Origin of the sequence: Streptomyces hesseae (assembly GCF_031845785.1) — a bacterium.
In the GTDB taxonomy this organism is placed as follows: domain Bacteria; phylum Actinomycetota; class Actinomycetes; order Streptomycetales; family Streptomycetaceae; genus Streptomyces; species Streptomyces hesseae.
Genome location: NZ_JAVRFI010000001.1, coordinates 635,632 through 653,164, shown reverse-complemented (window position 1 = coordinate 653,164; position 17,533 = coordinate 635,632). Strand labels below are relative to the sequence as shown.

The 17,533-nt window shown below is 73.1% G+C and carries 15 protein-coding genes and 1 riboswitch; of the genes, 13 read left to right on the top strand and 2 right to left on the bottom strand.

The annotated features are described in order from the left end of the window. The first annotated feature begins 5 nt into the window (after nucleotides 1–5). From RM609_RS02435 to RM609_RS02415, 5 genes are all read left to right on the top strand, one after another. On the top strand, nucleotides 6–920 hold the full coding sequence (locus tag RM609_RS02435) for an NAD-dependent epimerase/dehydratase family protein (protein WP_311607465.1): 915 nt from the start codon (nucleotides 6–8) through the stop codon (nucleotides 918–920). Beyond that, nucleotides 917–1,624, top strand: a complete 708-nt coding sequence (locus tag RM609_RS02430; protein ID WP_311607464.1) for a spherulation-specific family 4 protein — start codon at nucleotides 917–919, stop codon at nucleotides 1,622–1,624. The genes RM609_RS02435 and RM609_RS02430 overlap by 4 nt, the downstream gene beginning before the upstream one ends. Beyond that, nucleotides 1,621–2,553, top strand: a complete 933-nt coding sequence (locus RM609_RS02425; RefSeq protein ID WP_311607463.1) for an endo alpha-1,4 polygalactosaminidase — start codon at nucleotides 1,621–1,623, stop codon at nucleotides 2,551–2,553. The genes RM609_RS02430 and RM609_RS02425 overlap by 4 nt, the downstream gene beginning before the upstream one ends. A 246-nt stretch (nucleotides 2,554–2,799) precedes the next feature. Beyond that, nucleotides 2,800–2,952, top strand: a riboswitch (cyclic di-AMP (ydaO/yuaA leader). A 4-nt stretch (nucleotides 2,953–2,956) separates the two neighbouring features. Continuing rightward, the gene (locus tag RM609_RS02420) at nucleotides 2,957–3,430 is read left to right on the top strand and encodes a C40 family peptidase (RefSeq protein WP_311607461.1); all 474 of its coding nucleotides are present in this window, start codon (nucleotides 2,957–2,959) and stop codon (nucleotides 3,428–3,430) included. A 91-nt stretch (nucleotides 3,431–3,521) separates the two neighbouring features. Next, entirely contained in the window at nucleotides 3,522–5,033 is a 1,512-nt protein-coding gene (locus RM609_RS02415) for a carboxylesterase/lipase family protein (RefSeq protein WP_311607460.1), read from the top strand. A gap of 50 nt (nucleotides 5,034–5,083) precedes the next feature. Here the strand turns inward: RM609_RS02415 and RM609_RS02410 are convergent, their stop codons facing one another. Continuing rightward, entirely contained in the window at nucleotides 5,084–5,506 is a 423-nt protein-coding gene (locus RM609_RS02410; RefSeq protein WP_311607458.1) for a YchJ family protein, read from the bottom strand. A gap of 229 nt (nucleotides 5,507–5,735) precedes the next feature. Between RM609_RS02410 and RM609_RS02405 the strand changes: the two genes are divergently transcribed. The 4 genes from RM609_RS02405 (at nucleotide 5,736) to RM609_RS02390 (ending at nucleotide 9,804) form a co-directional block, all read left to right on the top strand. After that, nucleotides 5,736–6,287 carry a hypothetical protein gene (locus tag RM609_RS02405; RefSeq protein ID WP_311607456.1) on the top strand — a complete coding sequence of 184 codons (552 nt, stop codon included), beginning with the start codon at nucleotides 5,736–5,738 and terminating at the stop codon, nucleotides 6,285–6,287. A 63-nt stretch (nucleotides 6,288–6,350) separates the two neighbouring features. Next, nucleotides 6,351–7,376 (top strand): hypothetical protein, encoded by a 1,026-nt coding sequence (locus RM609_RS02400; RefSeq protein WP_311607455.1) that lies wholly within the window; start codon nucleotides 6,351–6,353, stop codon nucleotides 7,374–7,376. A gap of 272 nt (nucleotides 7,377–7,648) precedes the next feature. After that, nucleotides 7,649–8,431, top strand: coding sequence for a class I SAM-dependent DNA methyltransferase (locus tag RM609_RS02395; protein WP_311607454.1), 783 nt, complete (start codon nucleotides 7,649–7,651; stop codon nucleotides 8,429–8,431). A 218-nt stretch (nucleotides 8,432–8,649) separates the two neighbouring features. Next, nucleotides 8,650–9,804, top strand: coding sequence for a SagB/ThcOx family dehydrogenase (locus tag RM609_RS02390; RefSeq protein WP_311607452.1), 1,155 nt, complete (start codon nucleotides 8,650–8,652; stop codon nucleotides 9,802–9,804). On the opposite strand, the gene RM609_RS02385 is transcribed toward RM609_RS02390, so the two are convergent. Beyond that, nucleotides 9,791–11,953, bottom strand: a complete 2,163-nt coding sequence (locus RM609_RS02385) for a type 1 glutamine amidotransferase family protein (protein ID WP_311607451.1) — start codon at nucleotides 11,951–11,953, stop codon at nucleotides 9,791–9,793. The two genes, RM609_RS02390 and RM609_RS02385, sit on opposite strands and share 14 nt — an antisense overlap. Nucleotides 11,954–12,108: 155 nt before the next feature. Here RM609_RS02385 and RM609_RS02380 point away from each other — a divergent pair, with 155 nt between their 5' ends. The 4 genes from RM609_RS02380 (at nucleotide 12,109) to RM609_RS02365 (ending at nucleotide 17,451) form a co-directional block, all read left to right on the top strand. Next, nucleotides 12,109–13,455, top strand: coding sequence for an alpha/beta hydrolase (locus RM609_RS02380; protein WP_311607449.1), 1,347 nt, complete (start codon nucleotides 12,109–12,111; stop codon nucleotides 13,453–13,455). Then, nucleotides 13,452–16,022, top strand: coding sequence for a bifunctional lysylphosphatidylglycerol flippase/synthetase MprF (locus RM609_RS02375; RefSeq protein WP_311607447.1), 2,571 nt, complete (start codon nucleotides 13,452–13,454; stop codon nucleotides 16,020–16,022). Before RM609_RS02380 ends, RM609_RS02375 begins: the two co-directional genes overlap by 4 nt. Nucleotides 16,023–16,265: 243 nt before the next feature. Further along, entirely contained in the window at nucleotides 16,266–16,760 is a 495-nt protein-coding gene (locus RM609_RS02370) for a MarR family winged helix-turn-helix transcriptional regulator (RefSeq protein WP_311607445.1), read from the top strand. 73 nt (nucleotides 16,761–16,833) lie between these two features. Next, nucleotides 16,834–17,451 carry a DsbA family protein gene (locus RM609_RS02365; protein ID WP_311607444.1) on the top strand — a complete coding sequence of 206 codons (618 nt, stop codon included), beginning with the start codon at nucleotides 16,834–16,836 and terminating at the stop codon, nucleotides 17,449–17,451. Nucleotides 17,452–17,533: the final 82 nt, after the last annotated feature.

The window sequence follows — 17,533 nt, the reverse complement described above, 5'->3', positions numbered from 1 at the left end:
CCCCGATGCGCATTCTCGTCCTGGGCGCCACCGGCTTCCTGGGCCGGCACACCGCCTCGCGCCTGCGCGCCCTCCCGGGCGCGCACGTGCGGGTCGCCGGCCGCGCCCCCACCGCCGGCCCGCCCGTCGACCTGGCGGCCGCCGACCCCGACCGGCTCGCGGCACTGCTGCGCGAGGCCGCCCCCGACGCCGTCGTCAACTGCGCGGGCGCGGTCGGCGGCAGCGCCGTGACCCTCACCGCCGTCAACGCCCGCGGCCCGGCCGTGCTCTGCGAAGCGCTCGGCGCGGCGGCCCCCGACGCCCGCCTCGTCCACCTGGGCTCGGCGGCCGAGTACGGGCCCGCCGAGGCCCGGCTGCCTGTCGGCGAGGGCGCCCCGGCCCGCCCGCTCGGCCTCTACGGCGCGAGCAAACTGGCCGGCACCCTCGCCGTCACCGGCTCCGGCCTGGACGCCGTCGTCCTGCGGGTGTTCAATCCCGTCGGCCCCGGCGCCCCGGCCGCCTCCCTCCCCGGCCGCCTCGCCGCCGAACTGCGCCGGACGGGCCCCGACTGCCGCGTCCGCACCGGGGACCTCTCCGCCCACCGCGACTTCGTCGACCCGCGCGACGTGGCCGAGGCCGTCGCCCTCGCCGTCACCGCGCCCCGCCCCCTGCCCGCCGTCCTCAACATCGGCAGCGGCACCGCCCGCCCCGTCCGCGACGTGGCCGAAGGGCTGCTGCGCGCGTCCGGGTTCACCGGCCCGGTCGGCGACCGCGTCGCCGAGGACGGCGACGGCTCGCCACGCTCCGCCGCCGTCCCCTGGCAACAGGCCGACATCACCGCCGCCGGCCGCGCCCTGGACTGGGTCCCCCGGCACTCCTTCGCCGACTCCCTCACCGACCTGTGGGCCGCCACCGCGCCCGCCACAGAGCCCGTGCCATGACCACCACCACGCCCGCCTCCCACGGGGACGCCGGGCGACTGCTCGTCCCGCTCTACGTCCACCCCGCCACCCACCCCGAGGAGTGGGCCGCGCTGCTCGACGCCGCCCCCCGGCTGTACGGGGTCGTGCTCAACGCCGCCGACGGCCCCGGCGGCCGTCCCGACCCCGCCTTCGGCGCCGCCGCGCGAGCGCTGCGCGCCGCGGGCGTCCGGCTGCTGGGCTACGTCGACACCGGCTACGGCCACCGCCGCACGGGCGCCGTGGTCGCCGACATCCGCCGCCACCGCCGGTGGTACGACGTGGACGGCGTCTTCCTCGACCAGGTCCCCGCGCACGACACCCCGCTGCCCCGCTACCGCCGCATGGTGCTGGCCGCCCGGGTGCTGGGCGCCCGTACGGCCGTCCTCAACCCCGGCACCCACCCCGACCCCGGCTACGCCTCGCTCGCCGACCTCCTGGTCACCTTCGAGGGCACCTGGGAGGACTACCGGCGCGCCCGGGTGCCGGAGTGGACCACCGGGCATCCACCGGAGCGGTTCTGTCATCTGGTGCACGGGGTGCCCGAGGGGCGGGAGGGACAAGTGGCCCGTACGGCGGGGGCGCGCGGTGCAGCGGTCCACTGCGCGGTGCCGGGCACGGGGGCCAACCCCTGGCGCTCGGTGCCCGTGGCGGCCGCCGGTCTCGCGGCGGGGGGCACGGCATGAGCGCGTGGCGCGTCCGCGCGGGGCTGTGCGCCGCGCTGCTGCTGGTCCTGGCGGGCTGCTCCGCGTCGCCCGCCGACGACGACGGGCCGGACCGGGACGACGAAGGCGCCACGGCGGCCCCCCACGCCTCCGGCACCCCGCGTGCCTCGGGCACGCCGGACGCCTCCGCCTCACCCGGTGGTTCGGCCTCACCCGGCGGAACGGCCACGGGTTCGCCACCGGCCGCGGCCCGTTGGCAGCCGCGCCCGGGCACCCGCTGGCAGTGGCAGCTGGACGGAAAGGCCGACACCTCGGTGGACGCCCCCGTCTATGACATCGACGGCTTCGAGAATTCGGCCGAAACCGTGGCCCAATTGCATGCCGGCGGCCGGAAGGCGATCTGTTACATCAATGCCGGCGCCTGGGAGGACTTCCGGCCCGACCAGGGGAAATTCCCGAAGAACCTGCTCGGCAACAAGAACAAGGGATGGAAGGGCGAGAAATGGTTCGACATCCGCCGTCTCGACACCCTGCGGCCGCTCATGGCGGCCCGGATGGACATGTGCCGGCAGAAGGGATTCGACGCCGTCGAACCCGACCTGACCGAGGGATTCCGCAACTCCACCGGCTTTCCGCTGACGGCCGACCACCAGCTGGCCTTCAACCGGATGCTGGCGGATCTCGCCCATGAGCGGGGCCTGGCCATCGGGCTGAAGAACGACCTGGACCAGATCCCGCAGCTGGTGGACGTCTTCGACTTCGCGGTGAACGAGCAGTGCGCCCAGTACGACGAGTGCGAGAAGCTCACCCCCTTCGTGAAACATAACAAAGCGGTCTTCCATGTCGAATACGAACTGTCCACGGGGGAGTTCTGCGCCACTGCGCGCCGGCTCGGGCTGAGCTCGATGCAGAAGAAGCTGGAGCTGGACGCCTGGCGCAAGCCCTGCTGAACGGCGTTCCCGGAATTACTCGTTCCATGCTGCAAGTACCCATGGAAACAAGGGTTTAGGGCCAGTTCGGCGGGGGCGCGCGGAGCGCGGTTCCGGGTCTGCTCCCGAAGTGAAGAAGTTCACAGATGGCCGCCCGGGTACCGGATTTGAATGATTCATGGTGCAGGATCTCTCACCGAACACAAGATCCCGTCACCATGGCGGGCCACCCGGGCGGACGCCGAGTCCTGCCGCCGTCCCGGGTGCGGCATCGAATTGATGGATCGGCAGGAGCGGGAGACCCAAGCGGTACGGATCACGAAGTCGGTGGTCCTTGGGGTGAAGCCGGGAAATCCGGCCGGGCAACTTCGCAGCCCGAACCCGACAGGTCATCTTTCGTAGGCGGATGTCGAAGGGCTTCGGCATGTCTGCTATGCCTCGCATACCCGCTCTCATATCCCGGGCCGGCGCCGCCTCCGCCGTCACCGCCGCCACGCTGGCGGCATCGGTGCTCGTCCCCGGCCTCGCCTCCGAGGCCTCCGCGGCCACACCCGGTGAGCAGGCCCTGAGGGTCGCCGCCGGCAAGGCCGGCTCCCCCTACCAGTACGGCGCGGCCGGCCCGAACCGGTTCGACTGCTCGGGCCTGACCCAGTACTCGTTCAAGAAGGTCGGCAAGAGCCTGCCCCGCGTGGCCGCCGACCAGTACAACCGCACCCGGCACATCTCCAGCGGCTCCCGCCAGGTCGGCGACCTGGTCTTCTTCCACTCGGGCAGCAACGTCTACCACGTGGGGATCTACGCGGGTAGCAACAAGATCTGGCACGCCCCCAAGCCGGGCGCCACGGTCCGTCAGGAGAAGATCTGGACCGGCAGCGTCTGGTACGGACGCGTCAACTAGGCTCCCCGATCGGGCGGTCCGTGACCCGGGCCGCCCGACATCCGCGTTCGCGCACGGGGGTGCCGCTTCCGGGCGCGGGGAGGGAGCGACGATGAGCGACGTCACCGGCCCGGAAGCCGCCACGGCCCAGGGCACCGTACGGGGCCGCACCACCGGCGGCCTCGCCGTCTTCCGGGGCATTCCCTACGCCCGGCCGCCCGTCGGGGCACTGCGCTTCGCCGCCCCGGCCGCGCCGCACTCCTGGGACGGGGTGCGGGACGCGGCGGAGTTCGGCCCGCCGCCCCCGCAGTCCGGCCCGGTCGGCGCGACCGGCACGGCCACCGGCGACGACTGGCTCACCCTGAACGTCTGGTCGCCGGACCCCGGCGGCTCCGGACTGCCCGTACTGGTGTGGATCCTGGGCGGGGGCTATGTCTCCGGCTACGCGGGCGACCCGCTCTACGACGCCGGGCTCCTGGCCCGGCAGGGCGGCCTCGTCGTGGTCACCCTCAACTACCGGGTGGGCGCCGAGGCCTCCGCCCAGCTGGAGGGCGCCCCCGCCAACCGGGGGCTGCTCGACCTGATCGCGGCCCTGGAGTGGGTCCAGGAGAACATCGCCGGCTTCGGCGGCGACCCCGCGCGGGTCACCGTCGCCGGCCAGTCCTCCGGCGCCGGCTCGATCGCCACCCTGCTGGCCGTGCCCCGCGCCGCCGGCCTCTTCCGCCGGGCGATCGCCCAGTCCGTCCCCGGCCTCTACACCACCCCGGCCCTCGCCTCCGGCCTCGCCGCCGAGCTCGCCGGGCGGCTGGGCACCACTCCGACCGCGGCCGGACTCGCCACCATCGACCCATGGCGGCTGGCCGAGGCGATCACCCCGATGATGTACGGGCTGCCCGCCGAGACCGACCGCTGGGGTCCGCTGGCCCGGACCGGCTCCCCGTTCTCCGTCGTGGTGGACGGCGACCTCGTACCGGAGACGCCCTGGACGGTCCTGCCGGACGGCCGGGCGAGCGGCGTGGACCTGCTGACCGGTCACACCCGCGACGAGTTCCGGCCGTTCCTGGTGATGAGCGGGGGCCGGGACAAGGTCACCGACGAGGACACGGCCGCGGTGCTGACCGCCTTCGCCCCCGGCCCCGACGGCCCCCGGGCCTACCGCGCCGCCTACCCGGACGCCGCCCCCGTGGAACTCTTCGAGACCGTCCACAGCGACGTCCTGTTCCGCATGCCCTCGCTCCACCTCGCCGAGGCCCACACCGCCGGCGGCGGTACGGCGTACCTGTACGAGCTGCGCCGGCCCGCGCCCGTCCTGGGCGGGGCGCTCGGCGCCGCCCACGGGCTCGACGTGTCGATGCTGTTCGGCACCTACGACGCCCCGCAGGCCCGGCTGCTGCTCGGCGAGGGGCCGGTCCCCGAGGACCTGGTGGCCATCGGGGACGGGATCCGCCGGTCGTGGACGGCCTTCGCGACCCACGGCGACCCGGGCTGGCCCGCCCACCGGGCCGACGACGGACGGCTCACCCGGCTCCTCGACACGGCGACGAGCACGGCGCCGTACCCGGAGGAGCGGTCCAGGAAGGTCTGGGAGGGACACACGGTCCGCCCCTACGACCTGCCCGCCTGACGCGGAACGGCGTGGCTTGTTCCACGGACGGGCTCATTCCACGGACGGGCTTATTCCACGGCGTCCAGATAGACCCAGTGGCCGTCCTCCCGCACGAAGCGGCTGAGCTCGTGCTGGGAGCCGGCCTCGCCGTGCGCCTCGTAGTGGGCGCGGAACTCGACCGTGCCGTCGCTGTGGAAGGCGCTGCCGCCGGTCGTGGCCAGGACGTCGAGCCCCGTCCACCGGATCCCCGGGTCGAGGTCGAGGTCGTCCGGGCGCGTGGAGGAGTGCCAGGTCCGCAGCAGATAGAGGGGGTCGAGGACGACGAAGGCGCTGTAGCGCGAGCGCATCAGGCGCTCGGGCGTGGGGGCCGTGGCGCGGCCGTCGTGGAAGGCGCCGCAGCAGTCGCCGTACGTCGCGTCGAGCCCACAGGGGCAGGGCGAGCCGGCGGTGACGACGGGCGGCTTCGGGGAGCGTGAGCTTCTTCTGGACACCCCTCGATTCTGCCTGCCCCGGGGAGCGCCCCCGGCCACGGGGGCGAACCCTTTCGGCCGCAGGGCCGGATGGCGCCGCCCCCGCTGTTCTTTCGGGTGAATTCCCAGCTCAGCCGGGTGTGCGGGGTGAGTGCCCGGTGCCGGTCACCAAGAGCGACCGGTTGCGCACCCATCCGGCGCGGCGGACGGTGGTCGCGTCCCGGCAGATGTCTCGAAGGGAGCCTTCCGCATGCGCAGCACCAAGATCGTCGCGATAGCCACGGCCCTCGTCTGCGGCTCGGTCACCCTGGGCGTCACCGGACCCGCGCTCGCCGCCGGCCGCGTGGCGCGGCCCGCCGCCGTGGAGTCCGCCCCCGAGGCCGACAGCCGCTCGGACTCCATCGGCAGCCTGGGCGAGACGCTCAACCTCGGCTCCCGGATCGCCAAGGAGGCCGACTCCTGGAACCCCGACGTGGAGCACCTGCGCGACCTGAGAGTGCGGCTGCGGGAATCCGCCGAGCGGCTGCTCGCCGACGTCCGGGCGGTCAAGGCCAAGACCCCGGCCCGTCCCGGCGCCGACGGCCTGGCGGTCGACCCGGTCTCGGACGTCAAATCGCAGCTGGACACCCTGGTCAAGGATGTGAACGACCTGCTGGCGGCCGTCGACGCGAAGGACGTCGCCAAGGTCACGGCCCTGGTGGGCAAGGTGACCGCAGACCTCCAGGCCCTCCTCACCTCCGTGCCCAAGCTTCTGACGAACGCGGCACCCCTCCCGGCACCGGCGCCCCTGCCGGGTCTGTAGCCACCTCCGCTCCTGCCGGCACACCCCTGTCGGTCGGCGGTCGGCTCCGCTACGGTCGGCCCGGTGCGCAGACGTCTGTTCGTCGCAGCGATCCTGACCATCTCCCTGACGACCGCCTGCGGCGGCGAGGACACGGAGGAGCCGGACCCGGGCCCGTCGGGCTCCCGGCGAGCCGACCGGGCCGAACCCCTCTTCCACGGCGGCCGCCGGGCCAGCGCCCAGAACCCGGCGTTCTCCCCGGACGGCCGGTCGCTCCTCTTCACCGTCTTCCAGGACGGCTACAACGAGGGCGCCGCCGCCCTGCGCGTCCTGCCCCTGGACGACGGCGCCGGCGGCACGCCCGGGGCCGCGCCCCGCACCCTGCTCGACGAGCGGGACAAGGCGGCCGTGAACCTGCCGGGTTCGAGCTGGAACCCGAGGGGCGAGGTGGCCTTCGCCTCCGACAGGGCGGGCGGCGGCCGCGACGAGGTCTGGGTGCTGAAGCCCGGCGGACGGCCCACCCGGGTGACCGAACACGGCGGCTCCTCCGGCTATCTGGAGCCCAGCTTCTCCCCGGACGGCACATGGATCGTCTTCCAGGAGAGCGTCGAACGCGAGGGCTCCGGCGACCGCGCCGCGCTCGGCTCCCTGTGGAAGGTCCGCCGCGACGGCAGCCGCGCCACCAAGCTCCTGGACGGCCCCGCCACCCGGAGCGACAACCGCCAGCCCAACTGGGCCCCCAAGGGCGACCGGTTGGTCTTCCAGCGGCGCGACGAGGACGGCGAGGACTGGGCGCTGTACGTCATGAACGCGGACGGCTCGGGGCTGCGCCGCCTCACCCGGGGCGCGGGGGAGCACACCGACCCCAGCTGGTCGCCGGACGGGCGGTCGGTGGTGTTCTCCTCCACGGCGGGCGGCCTGGAACTCCCGCAGATCTTCGTCATCCCCGCCGACGGCGCCGGGGCCCCGGTCCGGGTGACCAGGAACCCCGAGTCCTATGACGGCGCCCCCAGTTGGTCCCCGGACGGCCGCTGGATCGCCTTCGAGTCCCACGAGGGGGGAGAGGACCGCCCGAGCTCCTTGTGGCGGATCCCGGCTCCCCGGATCTGACCGGATCGGCTCCCCCCGCCGGGCCGGCGGACGGGCCCGGCGCGGGGCGCGGGGCGTGCCCGCCGGGACGGGGGAGGGCCCCCGGAACTCGGGTTCTTCGCCCGTACCTCGGTCGTCTCCCCTTAAACAACAGAAGTTTCCATGAGCATGCATCAGGCCAGTCGTATCCCGGTCGCATCCACTGTCTTGACCGGTCACTTTTCATCGGCATATGTTCATGCCGGTAACACCAGCAGCAGAAACAACAGGAGTTCCAGTCGAGGGGTGGTCGCATGTCCACGGAAACCGCGGACCCGGATTTCCATCACGCACGGACCGCCTATGAAACGGTCGCCGCCGATTACGATGTGCTCGCCGTGGACCCGCTCTTTTCCCGGTGGGTTTCCTTCTACCACGAACTCATCGAGAAATACGGGTCCGGCGGGCGGACACTCCTCGACGTGGGCTGCGGAACGGGCAACAGCACCCTCGCCTTCCGCGACCTGGGTTACGAGGTGGCCGGCTGCGACCTGTCCCCGTCGATGGTCGAGCGCGCCCGGGCGAAGGCTCCCGGCGTCCCGTTCACGGTCGGCGACGTGCGCGACCTGCCGGTGCTGGGATCCTTCGACGCCGTCACATGCATGAGCGAGCCGCTGAGCTATCTCACCGACGACGGGCAGCTGGAGCGGGCCTTCCGGAGCGTGGCCCGGCAGCTGGCGGACGGCGGGATCTTCGTCTTCGACATGAACACGCTGGGCAGCTACCAGCGGGCCTACGCGGTGACGCGGATCGTCGACCAGGACGGCCACTTCGACGTCTGGCAGGGCGGGCCCGCGCCGGTGGAGCCCGACGCGGTCGTCGACGTCACCCACACCTACTTCCGGCGCACGGGGGAGGACTGGCGGCGCGTGACGTCCCGGCACGTCTACCGCCACCACTCCGACGCCACCGTGCGACGGCTGCTCGCCGCCGCCGGCCTGCGGCTCGTCGCCGCCCACGGTCTCACCGCCGGTGAGCTGACCGGCTCCGGCGACGAGATCCGCGGCCGGAAGATCCTCTATGTCGTGAGCCGCTAGCCCCTTACGGCGCGGCTCCGCCACGATCCCGGTCGGCCATCCGGCCGGCCGCCGGTGAAATCCCGAACGCGAAGGAGGTGGGCCCCATGCGCAAGATGGTTGTCAACACCAAGCCGGTTGTCACCGAGGAGAAGTACCTCGTGCTGCACTCCGCCTGAAAGTGACCGCGGCCGGGCCCTCCTGGGCCCGGCCGCGGTACATCCCGTGAGGAGTTGGAATTGCCCGTCCGCCGAGCCCGCAGCATCGTGTGCTACTGGCACGACAACGCATTCGTCGCGGAGAATTACCGCACCCGTACCACGGTTTCCCTGGAACCCCTGGGCGCGGAATTACTCAACGAGCTGGGGGAATGGATCGAGGAGGAGAAAGCCGCCGCCCGATTCCCGGATTTCGACCCCGAATCCGTCCTCCAGTCCCTGGCCGAACTGGAGGCCGCCGGGCTCGTCGTGCGCGAGGGGGACCCCGGGGCCGACGGCGACGAGGCGGCCGGGACGGCCTGGCCCGAGTGGAACGTCAGCGCCCGCTACCTTCACGCGATGACCAAGGACGCCCCCTACACCGAGGACACCCCCGAACTCCGCGCCCGCATGGCCTCGGAGACGGAGCGGCCCGCGCTGTTCAAGTCCTACCCGGACGCCGACACCATCCTGCTGCCCCGTGCGCCCCGGCGCCTCGACACCCCTTTCGAGGACGTCCTGTACGGCCGGCGGACCCATCGCGCCTTCGCCGACCGGGACGTGCCGCTGGCCGACTTCTCGGCCCTGCTCGCCGCCGTGTTCGGCCCCGCCGCCTTCATCGACGCCGACGCCTACGGCGGGCTGATGCAGCGCACCAGCGCCTCGGCCGGCGCGCGACAGGAGACCGAGGCGTATGTGCTGGTGCGCCGGGTCACGGACGTGGCACCCGGCGTCTACCACTACAACGTGCTCACACACGCCCTGGAGTTCCTCACCGAGTGCCCGCCGTGGCAGGACGTGGCGCGCCTGAGCGTGAACCAGCGGGGGATCGAGGACGCGGCGTTCGCCGTCGTGCTCACCTCGCTGACGGAGCGGCTGCGGTCCAAGTACCGCACGGCGCGCACGTACCGGATCATGCTGATGGACGCCGGCCACTTCGCGCAGACCTTCGCGATGGTGGCCACCGCGCTGGGGCTGGGCCCCTTCCAGACCGCCGCGTTCACCGACTCCGCCGTCGAGGGGCTGCTGGGCCTGGACGGGGTGGAGGAGACGGCGCTGTACCTGCTCGGCGCCGGGGTGCCGGCCGAGGGCCCGGAGGGGACCGAAGGGCTGAAGCGGCCGGCGGGGCTGGAGGCGTTCCGTAGGAGCCGTCCGGGCCCGGCGCCGGCCGCGCGCCCCACACTCAGCCCAGGCTGATCGTGAGCAAGGAGTACTGGGCGACCGTCAGCGGAACGCTCACCGTTCCGCCGTCCACCGTGAAGGGAACCGCCTGCGGAGCGGGCGATGCCGCGTCCGCCGAGCTGACGGTCGCCGACAACACCTTCTTCCCGGCCGGCACGGCCAGCGTGACCGTGCACATGGCGGGCGTGGTCCTGAACGCCGCCGGCACGTCCCCGAACCCCGTGAAGTTGACCAGCTGGATCACCACGTCACCGCCCAGCCGCCCCATCTCCAGATGGATCCGGTCGTCGCCGCCCAGCGTCACCGCGGGCGGCGCGGCGGCCCGTACCGGGGCGAGCAGCAGGTCGCCCGCCGCCTTGTCGGTCGTGGTCAGATACGCCTGTCCTGGCAGGGACTTGACGTAGCGGCACGTCCCCGCGCCGAACCGGTTCTGCTTGTTGTCCGGCAGGGCGTCGCCCTTGCGGAAGCCGAGGACGTCGGCGAGCGCGTACTCGCTCCGGGCCGTGCCGAGCTCGTCCAGCGCCGTGGGTGCCGGGCCGGTGATCACGACGGTGCCGCCGCCCGCGACGAACCCCCGCAGCACCGAGGCCTCCGCGTCGGAGACCGCCTGGAGGTTCGGCAGCAGCAGGACCTTCAGCCCGGCCAGGTCGGCGGCGGTCAGGCCGGGGCTGGTGACGGTGACGAAGGGGACGTGCGCGTAGACCAGCGCCTTGACCGTGCCGCGGAACTCCCCGAGCCACGCCTGCTTGGCGCAGCTCTCCTCCGCGCTGCCCGAGCTCCACCACTCCTTGACCCCGGCCGGCTTCTTGACGTTGGCGTACATGCCCGTGCCCGGCGAGGGGCTGACGAAGTCCCTCGATGCGGAGGAGTGGTAGACGCCGGTCTCGGCGGCGGTCGTGGTGTTGTAGAGCTTCTCCTGGTTGGCCGCCACGAAGGCGTACATGCGGGTGCGCATCACCTTGTCGGTGGTCTCGTTCTTGAACGGGCTCTTGACCTCGTACGGGTTGCAGCCGGCGGCCAGCAGCTCGGCCATCACCAGGGACGCGTCGTCGGCCTTCCAGCCGTAGGAGAACGCCCAGGCCGGCTTGGTGCCGCTGGCGGCCCGCGCGTACTTGTACATCGAGATCAGGCAGGTCCAGTCGGTGGCGGTGGCGTGGCGCATCCCGTCGTAGTTGCCGAGGATGTCCACCTCCCACATCTGGCTCACGCCCTCCGCCGTGCGCAGGTAGGCGCCGTCGAGGCCGACCAGCGTGGCGTACTGGTAGTCCATGCTGACGGTCTCCACGAAGGTGACCAGGTCGGGGTTGACGGACCGGCCGGCGGACGCGATGTCCAGCTGCCACTGGAGGAGGTTGCGGTGGCGCCATTCGACGTAGCGGCGGAAGGGCAGGGCGGTGAAGTCGGCCTTCGTGGGCAGGGCGAGGCCGGTGTCGGCCTTGAAGGCGGCCGCGGCCCAGGAAGAGGCGTCGCACCAGCTGAGCGCGCCGTCGAAGTAGATGGGGACGTCCGGCCAGATGGCGTCGAGGCCGGTGCCGGCGAGGGCTTTGACCCGGCCCAGGTAGTAGTCGCGCCAGGGGGAGTTAGGGCTGAGCCAGCAGCTCTCGTCGCCCGGGTCCACCCAGACGACCAGGCTGCCGTAGAAGACGTTGGGCTTGCCGTCGAGGGAGCGCTGGACCCAGTCCTTGCCCTGGGCGTCCTTGTAGAAGGAACGGCCCTTCTCGCCGCCGACGCTGATCAGTTCCAGCGACGGGTAGTACATGACCACCCGGATGCCCGCCGCGTGGGCGAGGCCGACGAAGTCCCTCACCTTGCCGACGTGCTGGGTGAAGTCCTGGTCCGTCAGCCAGTTGGACAGGATGGTGTCGAGCTCGATCACGCTGACGTTCTGCGCCTTGAGGCCGTCGATCACCGGCTTCATGTCGCGGACCGGGTCGGCGTCCTCGTCGAACGTCCCGTCGGCCAGCCGGGCGAAGCGGCTCCACTCGGGGAAGGTCCCGGCCCGTACGGCGGGGGCGGCCCACGCCGCCCGGTCCAGGGGCAGCGGGGCGGGTGCGGCAGCGGCGGGGCCGGCGAGTGCCAGGTGCTGTCCCGCCACGGCGGCGCCCCCCACCCCCAGCCCCGCCCGTAACAGCCCTCTTCGGCTCATTCTCCGGGTCACGTCCATGACTCCGCCCTCCTGGGAGACGTCCGTCGCCGCTGTCGCGGCTGTCCCGCGAATCAGCGATTCTGCTGGGAATCCGGCGGGAGGGAAGAGTTCCGGCAAGACCGCGCCCACATGCCCCGATTTGCCGTAATTCATCATGTGCGTAGCATTTTGTCGTGGTGCGGATACGGATACCGGACGGCCCGCCGCGGCTCGCGGCGGGCCCACTGGACTGGTCCCTGGTGAGCGGATGGATCCCGCTCGCCGTCCTGGCCGTAGGCCTCTGCGCCCTCGCCGCCCTGTTCTCCTCCCGGCGGCGCCCGTGGTGGGCCCGCTGGGCCCCGGCGGCCGTGGTGCTTGCCGCCCTGCTCACCCTGCTCCTCCAGATGGCCGTCGACGACTGGCTCCAGCCCTTCCCCGACCCCCTGCCGACGGAGGTCGTCCTCTGGGCGGGCGTCGCCGTCCTCGGTCTGTGCCTCACCGCCTTCCGGCTGCCGCTGCTGCGGCCCCGGTACTGGCTCCCGGCCGTGCTCGCGGGCCTGCTCGTCGTCCTCATGGGCGCCTCGCAGATCAACCGCCACTTCGACCAGTACCCGACGACGCGCAGCGCCCTCAACGCCTGGCTCCAGAAGACCACCCGCCTCTCCGAGGCCACCGGCACCGCCGGTCCCACCCTGAACGTGCCGGCGGGCAAGGCGCTCTCCGAGGTGTGGCGGCCCCCGGCGGGCATGGCCGACACCGGCACGATCTCCCGGACCGACATCCCCGGCACCGTCTCGGGCTTCAAGGCCCGCAGCGCGTACGTCTATCTGCCGCCCGCCTACAGGGCCACCCCGCGCCCGCTGCTGCCCGTGCTCGTCCTGATGGCCGGTCAGCCGGGCTCGCCCGACGACTGGATCAACTCCGGCCGGCTCGTCGAGATGATGAACGCCTTCGCCCGCGACCACCGCGGCCTGGCCCCCGTCGTCGCCGTCGTGGACCCGCTCGGCTCGCAGTTCGCCAACACCCTCTGCCTGGACTCCCGGCTCGGGAACGTCCAGACCTATCTCGCCACCGACGTCCCCGGCTGGATCCGCTCCCACCTCCAGGTCGCCGCCGCCCGCACCTCCTGGGCCGTTTCCGGCCTCTCTTTCGGCGGCACCTGCTCCCTCCAGCTCGGTGTGAACGCCCCCCAGGTCTACGGCGTCGTCAACGACATCTCCGGCCAGGAGGCGCCCACCCTCGGCAGCCGGCAGAAGACGATCGACAAGGCCTTCGGCGGGGACGCGGCCGCCTACGAGAAGGTGAACCCGCTGGACGTCATGGCCCGGCAGCGCTTCCCCGACACCAAGGCCGCCTTCGTCGCGGGCAGCGACGACAGCACCTACCGGCCGCAGCAGCGCAAGGTCTACGAGGCCGCCGTGAAGGCCGGGATGCGGGCCGAGTTCGTCCTGCTGCCCGGCGGTCACAGCTGGGCCGTCTGGCGCCCCGGCCTGGAGAGGCAGCTGCCCTGGCTGGCCCGGGAGACGGGACTGATCCGGTGAGCGGCACCGGCACCGGCGACACCCCGGCCGCCCCGCCTCCCGCGCCCCCGCCCGGAGCCGGTGACGTACCCGGGGTCGGCGACAGCACCCACCCCTGGCGGGCCACCCTCGACCGGCTCCTCGCACCCGTCCGCCACGCCCCCTTCACCCTGGGCTTCCTCGCGGTGCTGTGGATCGTCGGCGCCGTCACCGGCTCCCTGGCCTCCGGCCCCCGGCCGCACCGCATGGAGCGGATCGCCGTCGGCGTGCCCGCGCTCGCCGACGGCCGCTGGTGGACCCCGGCCAGCTCCCTGCTGTGGTGCCCCGGCCTCGGCGCGTACATCGGCTCGACCGCCATCGTGCTGCTCCTCGTGACCCCAGCCGAGCGGCGCCTGGGCGTCGCCCGGACCGCCGCCGCGCTCCTCGGCGGTCAGGTCCTGGGCACCCTGCTGGGCGTCGGAGCGGTGAAGCTCGGCTCGCTGGCGGGCGAGCAGTGGCTGGACAGCCTCACCCAGGACCTGTCCGTCACCCCCACCGTGGGCGCCCTCGCCGCCGGAGGCGTCCTCAGCTACCGGCTCACCGCCCTGTGGCGACGCCGGGTACGGCTCGGCATCGTCGCCTTCTCCCTCGTCATGGCCTTGTACGTGGGTCACCTCCAGGGCGTGCTGCGGCTCGGCGGCGCGGTGGCCGGGCTCGCCGTCGGCGCCCTGCTCTTCCGCCGCCGCGGCCCCCTGCGGCCGCTGCACTCCTCCCACACCGAGGCCAGGGTGCTCGTCGCCCTCGTCGTGGCCGCCGCCGCGATCGGCCCGATCACCGCCATCCTCTACAAGGACGCCTACGGTCCCTTCAGCACCTTCAACGAGCTCTACGTATCCACCCGGCCCAGCGCCCAGGACGTCGCCGACGCCTGCGCCCAGTCCGCCCGGGACTGCCACGCCGCCCACGCCGTGCGCGGCTTCTACGACTCGCCCGCCATCGCCATGGCCGTCGTCGTCCCCGTCGTCCTCCTCGTCCTCGCCGAAGGGCTGCGCCGGGGGCTGCGGCTCGCCTGGAGCCTGTCCGTCCTGCTCCATCTCTGCTGGATCGCCCTGTTCGCCTACTGGCTCCACGACTTCCTCGGCAACCCCTCCGCCTACGGCGCCGCACCCACCGAGCACGCCGACTACGTCCAGTACTTCGCCGAGCAGATGCTGCTGCCCGTCCTCGTCCTGCTGCTCCTGTTCGTCACCCGCGAACGCTTTGACCTGCGCCTGCCGCCCTCGGCCCTGTGGGGCCTGGCCGCCGTGGCCGGCGGCGCCCTGCTGCTGGCCTCCGCCGCGTACGTGGGCATCGGCTGGGCCGTGCGCGACCAGTACGACCCCGAGGCCGGTCTCGTCCCGCTGCTGAGCGGGCTGGTGTCGGAGTACCTGCCGCCCGCGTTCCTCGGCTACTTCACCGACTGGCCGGTACCGGTCGGCGGCACGGCCGAGACCCTCTACCGCTACTGCGGGCTCCTCTTCTGGCTGGTGACCCTGATCGCCCTGCTGATCACCTTCCGCCGGCCCCGGCTCCACACCGACGCCGACGCGGCCGTGCGCGCCCGCGAACTGCTCGTCGCGCACGGCGGCTCGACCCTGTCGTACCTGACGACCTGGGACGGCAACTACTACTGGTTCGCCGCGAACGGCCGGACCGCCGTCGCCTACCGGGTCATCGCCACGGTGGCGCTGACCACCGGCGACCCCTTCGGGGCGCCGGAGGAGCGGGCGGACGCGGTGGGCGGCTTCGCCCGCTTCTGCGACGAGCGCGGCTGGACGCCCTGCTTCTACAGCGTCGGCGCCGCCACCCGCGAGGCCGCCGAACGGCTGGGCTGGCGCTCGGTGCAGGTCGCCGAGGACACCGTGGTGCCGCTGCCCGACCTGGCGTTCACCGGCAAGAAGTGGCAGGACGTGCGCACGGCGCTGAACAAGGCGAAGAAGGAGGGCATCACCGCCGAGTGGTGGTCCTTCCCCGACGCCCCCGTCGCCTTCACCGACCAGATCCGGTCGATCTCCGAGGAGTGGGTCGCCGACAAGGGCCTGCCGGAGATGGACTTCACCCTGGGCGGCCTCGACGAGCTGGACGACCCGGCGGTGCGCTGCCTCCTGGCCGTCGACGCCGAGCACACCGTGCACGGCATCACCAGCTGGATGCCGGTGTACGAGGAGGGGACGCCCGCCGGCTGGACGCTGGACTTCATGCGGCGCCGGGCGGACGGCTTCCGCGGCTCGATGGAGTTCCTGATCGCCTCCGCCGCGCTCGGCTTCAAGGAGGAGGGCGCCCGCTTCCTCAGCCTCTCCGGCGCCCCGCTGGCCCGCAAGGCCACCGAGGAGCCGCCGGTCGCCCTCCAGCGGGTCCTCGACTACGGCGGGAAGATGCTGGAGCCCGTCTACGGCTTCCGGTCGCTGCTCGCGTTCAAGGCGAAGTTCCAGCCGCGCTACCGCCCGATGTACATGGCCTACCCGGACCCGGCGGCCCTGCCCGCCATCACCAGGGCGGTCGCCAAGGCGTATCTGCCGCACCTGACGGCCGTCCAGGGGGTGCGGCTGGTGCGGCAGTTCTCGTCCTAGGGCTTCCTGGGAGTGGCCCCGAAGGCCCCGGACGCGTGGGCAACCGGCGGGTGGGACGCCGGTCGCGGGGGGCTTCGCGGGGGCGCACGTCGACCCGGTCGCGACCCTGCCGGTCCCGGGGGTGCTGGTCGGCTGGCGGCCGTGGCCCCGCCGGTGTGCGGCGGCTCCTCGCAGAGCTCGTAGGCTCCTTCAGTGGCGCACGGGTGCCACGCAAAGCCAGGGGTGACGGGCGAGAGGGGCCACGTGGCACACGAGAGCGCGATCGCGACGGCCAAGGAAGCGGCGGACGACGGCCTGGTGCTGGCCTTCGGCCGGCTCCAGGGGGCCGCGAACCGGCTGGAGTACATCCTGGGCCGGGCGATCGAGGAGGAGTGCGGGATCAGCCACCTGATGTTCGAGGTGCTGCTGATCCTGGGCCGGGCCGGGGAGGCGGGGCTGCCCATGCGGGCGATCGCCCAGGAGCGGGTGCTGACCACGGGCGGGGTGACCCGGCTGGTGGACCGGATGGAGGCGGCGGGCCTGGTGGTCCGGGACGCCGACCCCGGCGACCGGCGGGGCCGGCTGGTCCGGCTGACCCCGGTGGGGGAGGCGACGGTGGTCCGGGCCGCCCGGATCCACCGGGAGAACATCCGCCGCTTCTTCCTGGAGCCGCTGCCCGAGGCGCACCGGGAGCGGTTCGCCGAGGATCTGAGGACCCTCAGCCACGCGGCGAGGGATGCGCTGCCGCGACTGCGCTGAGGAATATCTGACGAAGCAGATACTGTTATGGCAGGCGAACCGCTCACGCCATACCCTCTGGAGGCACCCCCCCATGAAGCTCGTCTACGTCTTCGACGCCTACTGCGGCTGGTCCCACGGCTTCTCGGCCACGCTCACCGAGACCGCCCGGCGCCACCCGGAGCTGCCCGTGGAGGTCGTCTCCGGCGGACTGTTCACCGGCGCCCGCCGCATGCCGATCCGCGAGTTCGGCTACGTCCAGGGCGCCAACGCGAAGATCGCGGAGCTGACGGGGGCGGGGTTCGGCGCGGCCTACGACCGGCTGATCGCGGACGGCTCCTTCGTCATGGACTCCGAGGCCGCCGCACGCGGCATGGCCGCCCTCCGCCAGGCCGCCCCGGACCGCGCCGCCGAACTGGCCGCCGCCCTCCAGAACGCGTTCTACGAGGACGGGCTCAGCCTCTCCGAGGAGGGCACCTACCGCACCGTCGCCGAGGCCGCAGGCCTCGACGCGGACGCCGTGGCCGCCGCCCTCCCGTCCCCCGGCGCCGCCAAGGCCGCCCGCGCGGACTTCCGCCGCGCGGCGGAGTACGGCGTCCAGGGCTTCCCCACGCTGCTCGCCGTCGACGGCGAGCGCGTCACGGTCCTGGCCGTGGGCCACGCGACGGCAGACCAGGTGAGCGAGCGCCTGGCGGCGGCCATGGCGGGCTGATTCCAGCCCGTCCGGCGTCCGAGGACCGGGGGTCCGGGGGCGGAGCCCCCGGTTGCGGCGACCCGCACGCCGCCTAGCCTGG

Coding starts and splice junctions, on each gene's coding strand:
- RM609_RS02435 (WP_311607465.1), top strand. CDS start 6: ATGCGCATTCTCGTCCTGGGCGCCACCGGCTTCCTGGGCCGGCACACC.
- RM609_RS02430 (WP_311607464.1), top strand. CDS start 917: ATGACCACCACCACGCCCGCCTCCCACGGGGACGCCGGGCGACTGCTC.
- RM609_RS02425 (WP_311607463.1), top strand. CDS start 1,621: ATGAGCGCGTGGCGCGTCCGCGCGGGGCTGTGCGCCGCGCTGCTGCTG.
- RM609_RS02420 (WP_311607461.1), top strand. CDS start 2,957: ATGTCTGCTATGCCTCGCATACCCGCTCTCATATCCCGGGCCGGCGCC.
- RM609_RS02415 (WP_311607460.1), top strand. CDS start 3,522: ATGAGCGACGTCACCGGCCCGGAAGCCGCCACGGCCCAGGGCACCGTA.
- RM609_RS02405 (WP_311607456.1), top strand. CDS start 5,736: ATGCGCAGCACCAAGATCGTCGCGATAGCCACGGCCCTCGTCTGCGGC.
- RM609_RS02395 (WP_311607454.1), top strand. CDS start 7,649: ATGTCCACGGAAACCGCGGACCCGGATTTCCATCACGCACGGACCGCC.
- RM609_RS02385 (WP_311607451.1), bottom strand. CDS start 11,953: ATGGACGTGACCCGGAGAATGAGCCGAAGAGGGCTGTTACGGGCGGGG.
- RM609_RS02365 (WP_311607444.1), top strand. CDS start 16,834: ATGAAGCTCGTCTACGTCTTCGACGCCTACTGCGGCTGGTCCCACGGC.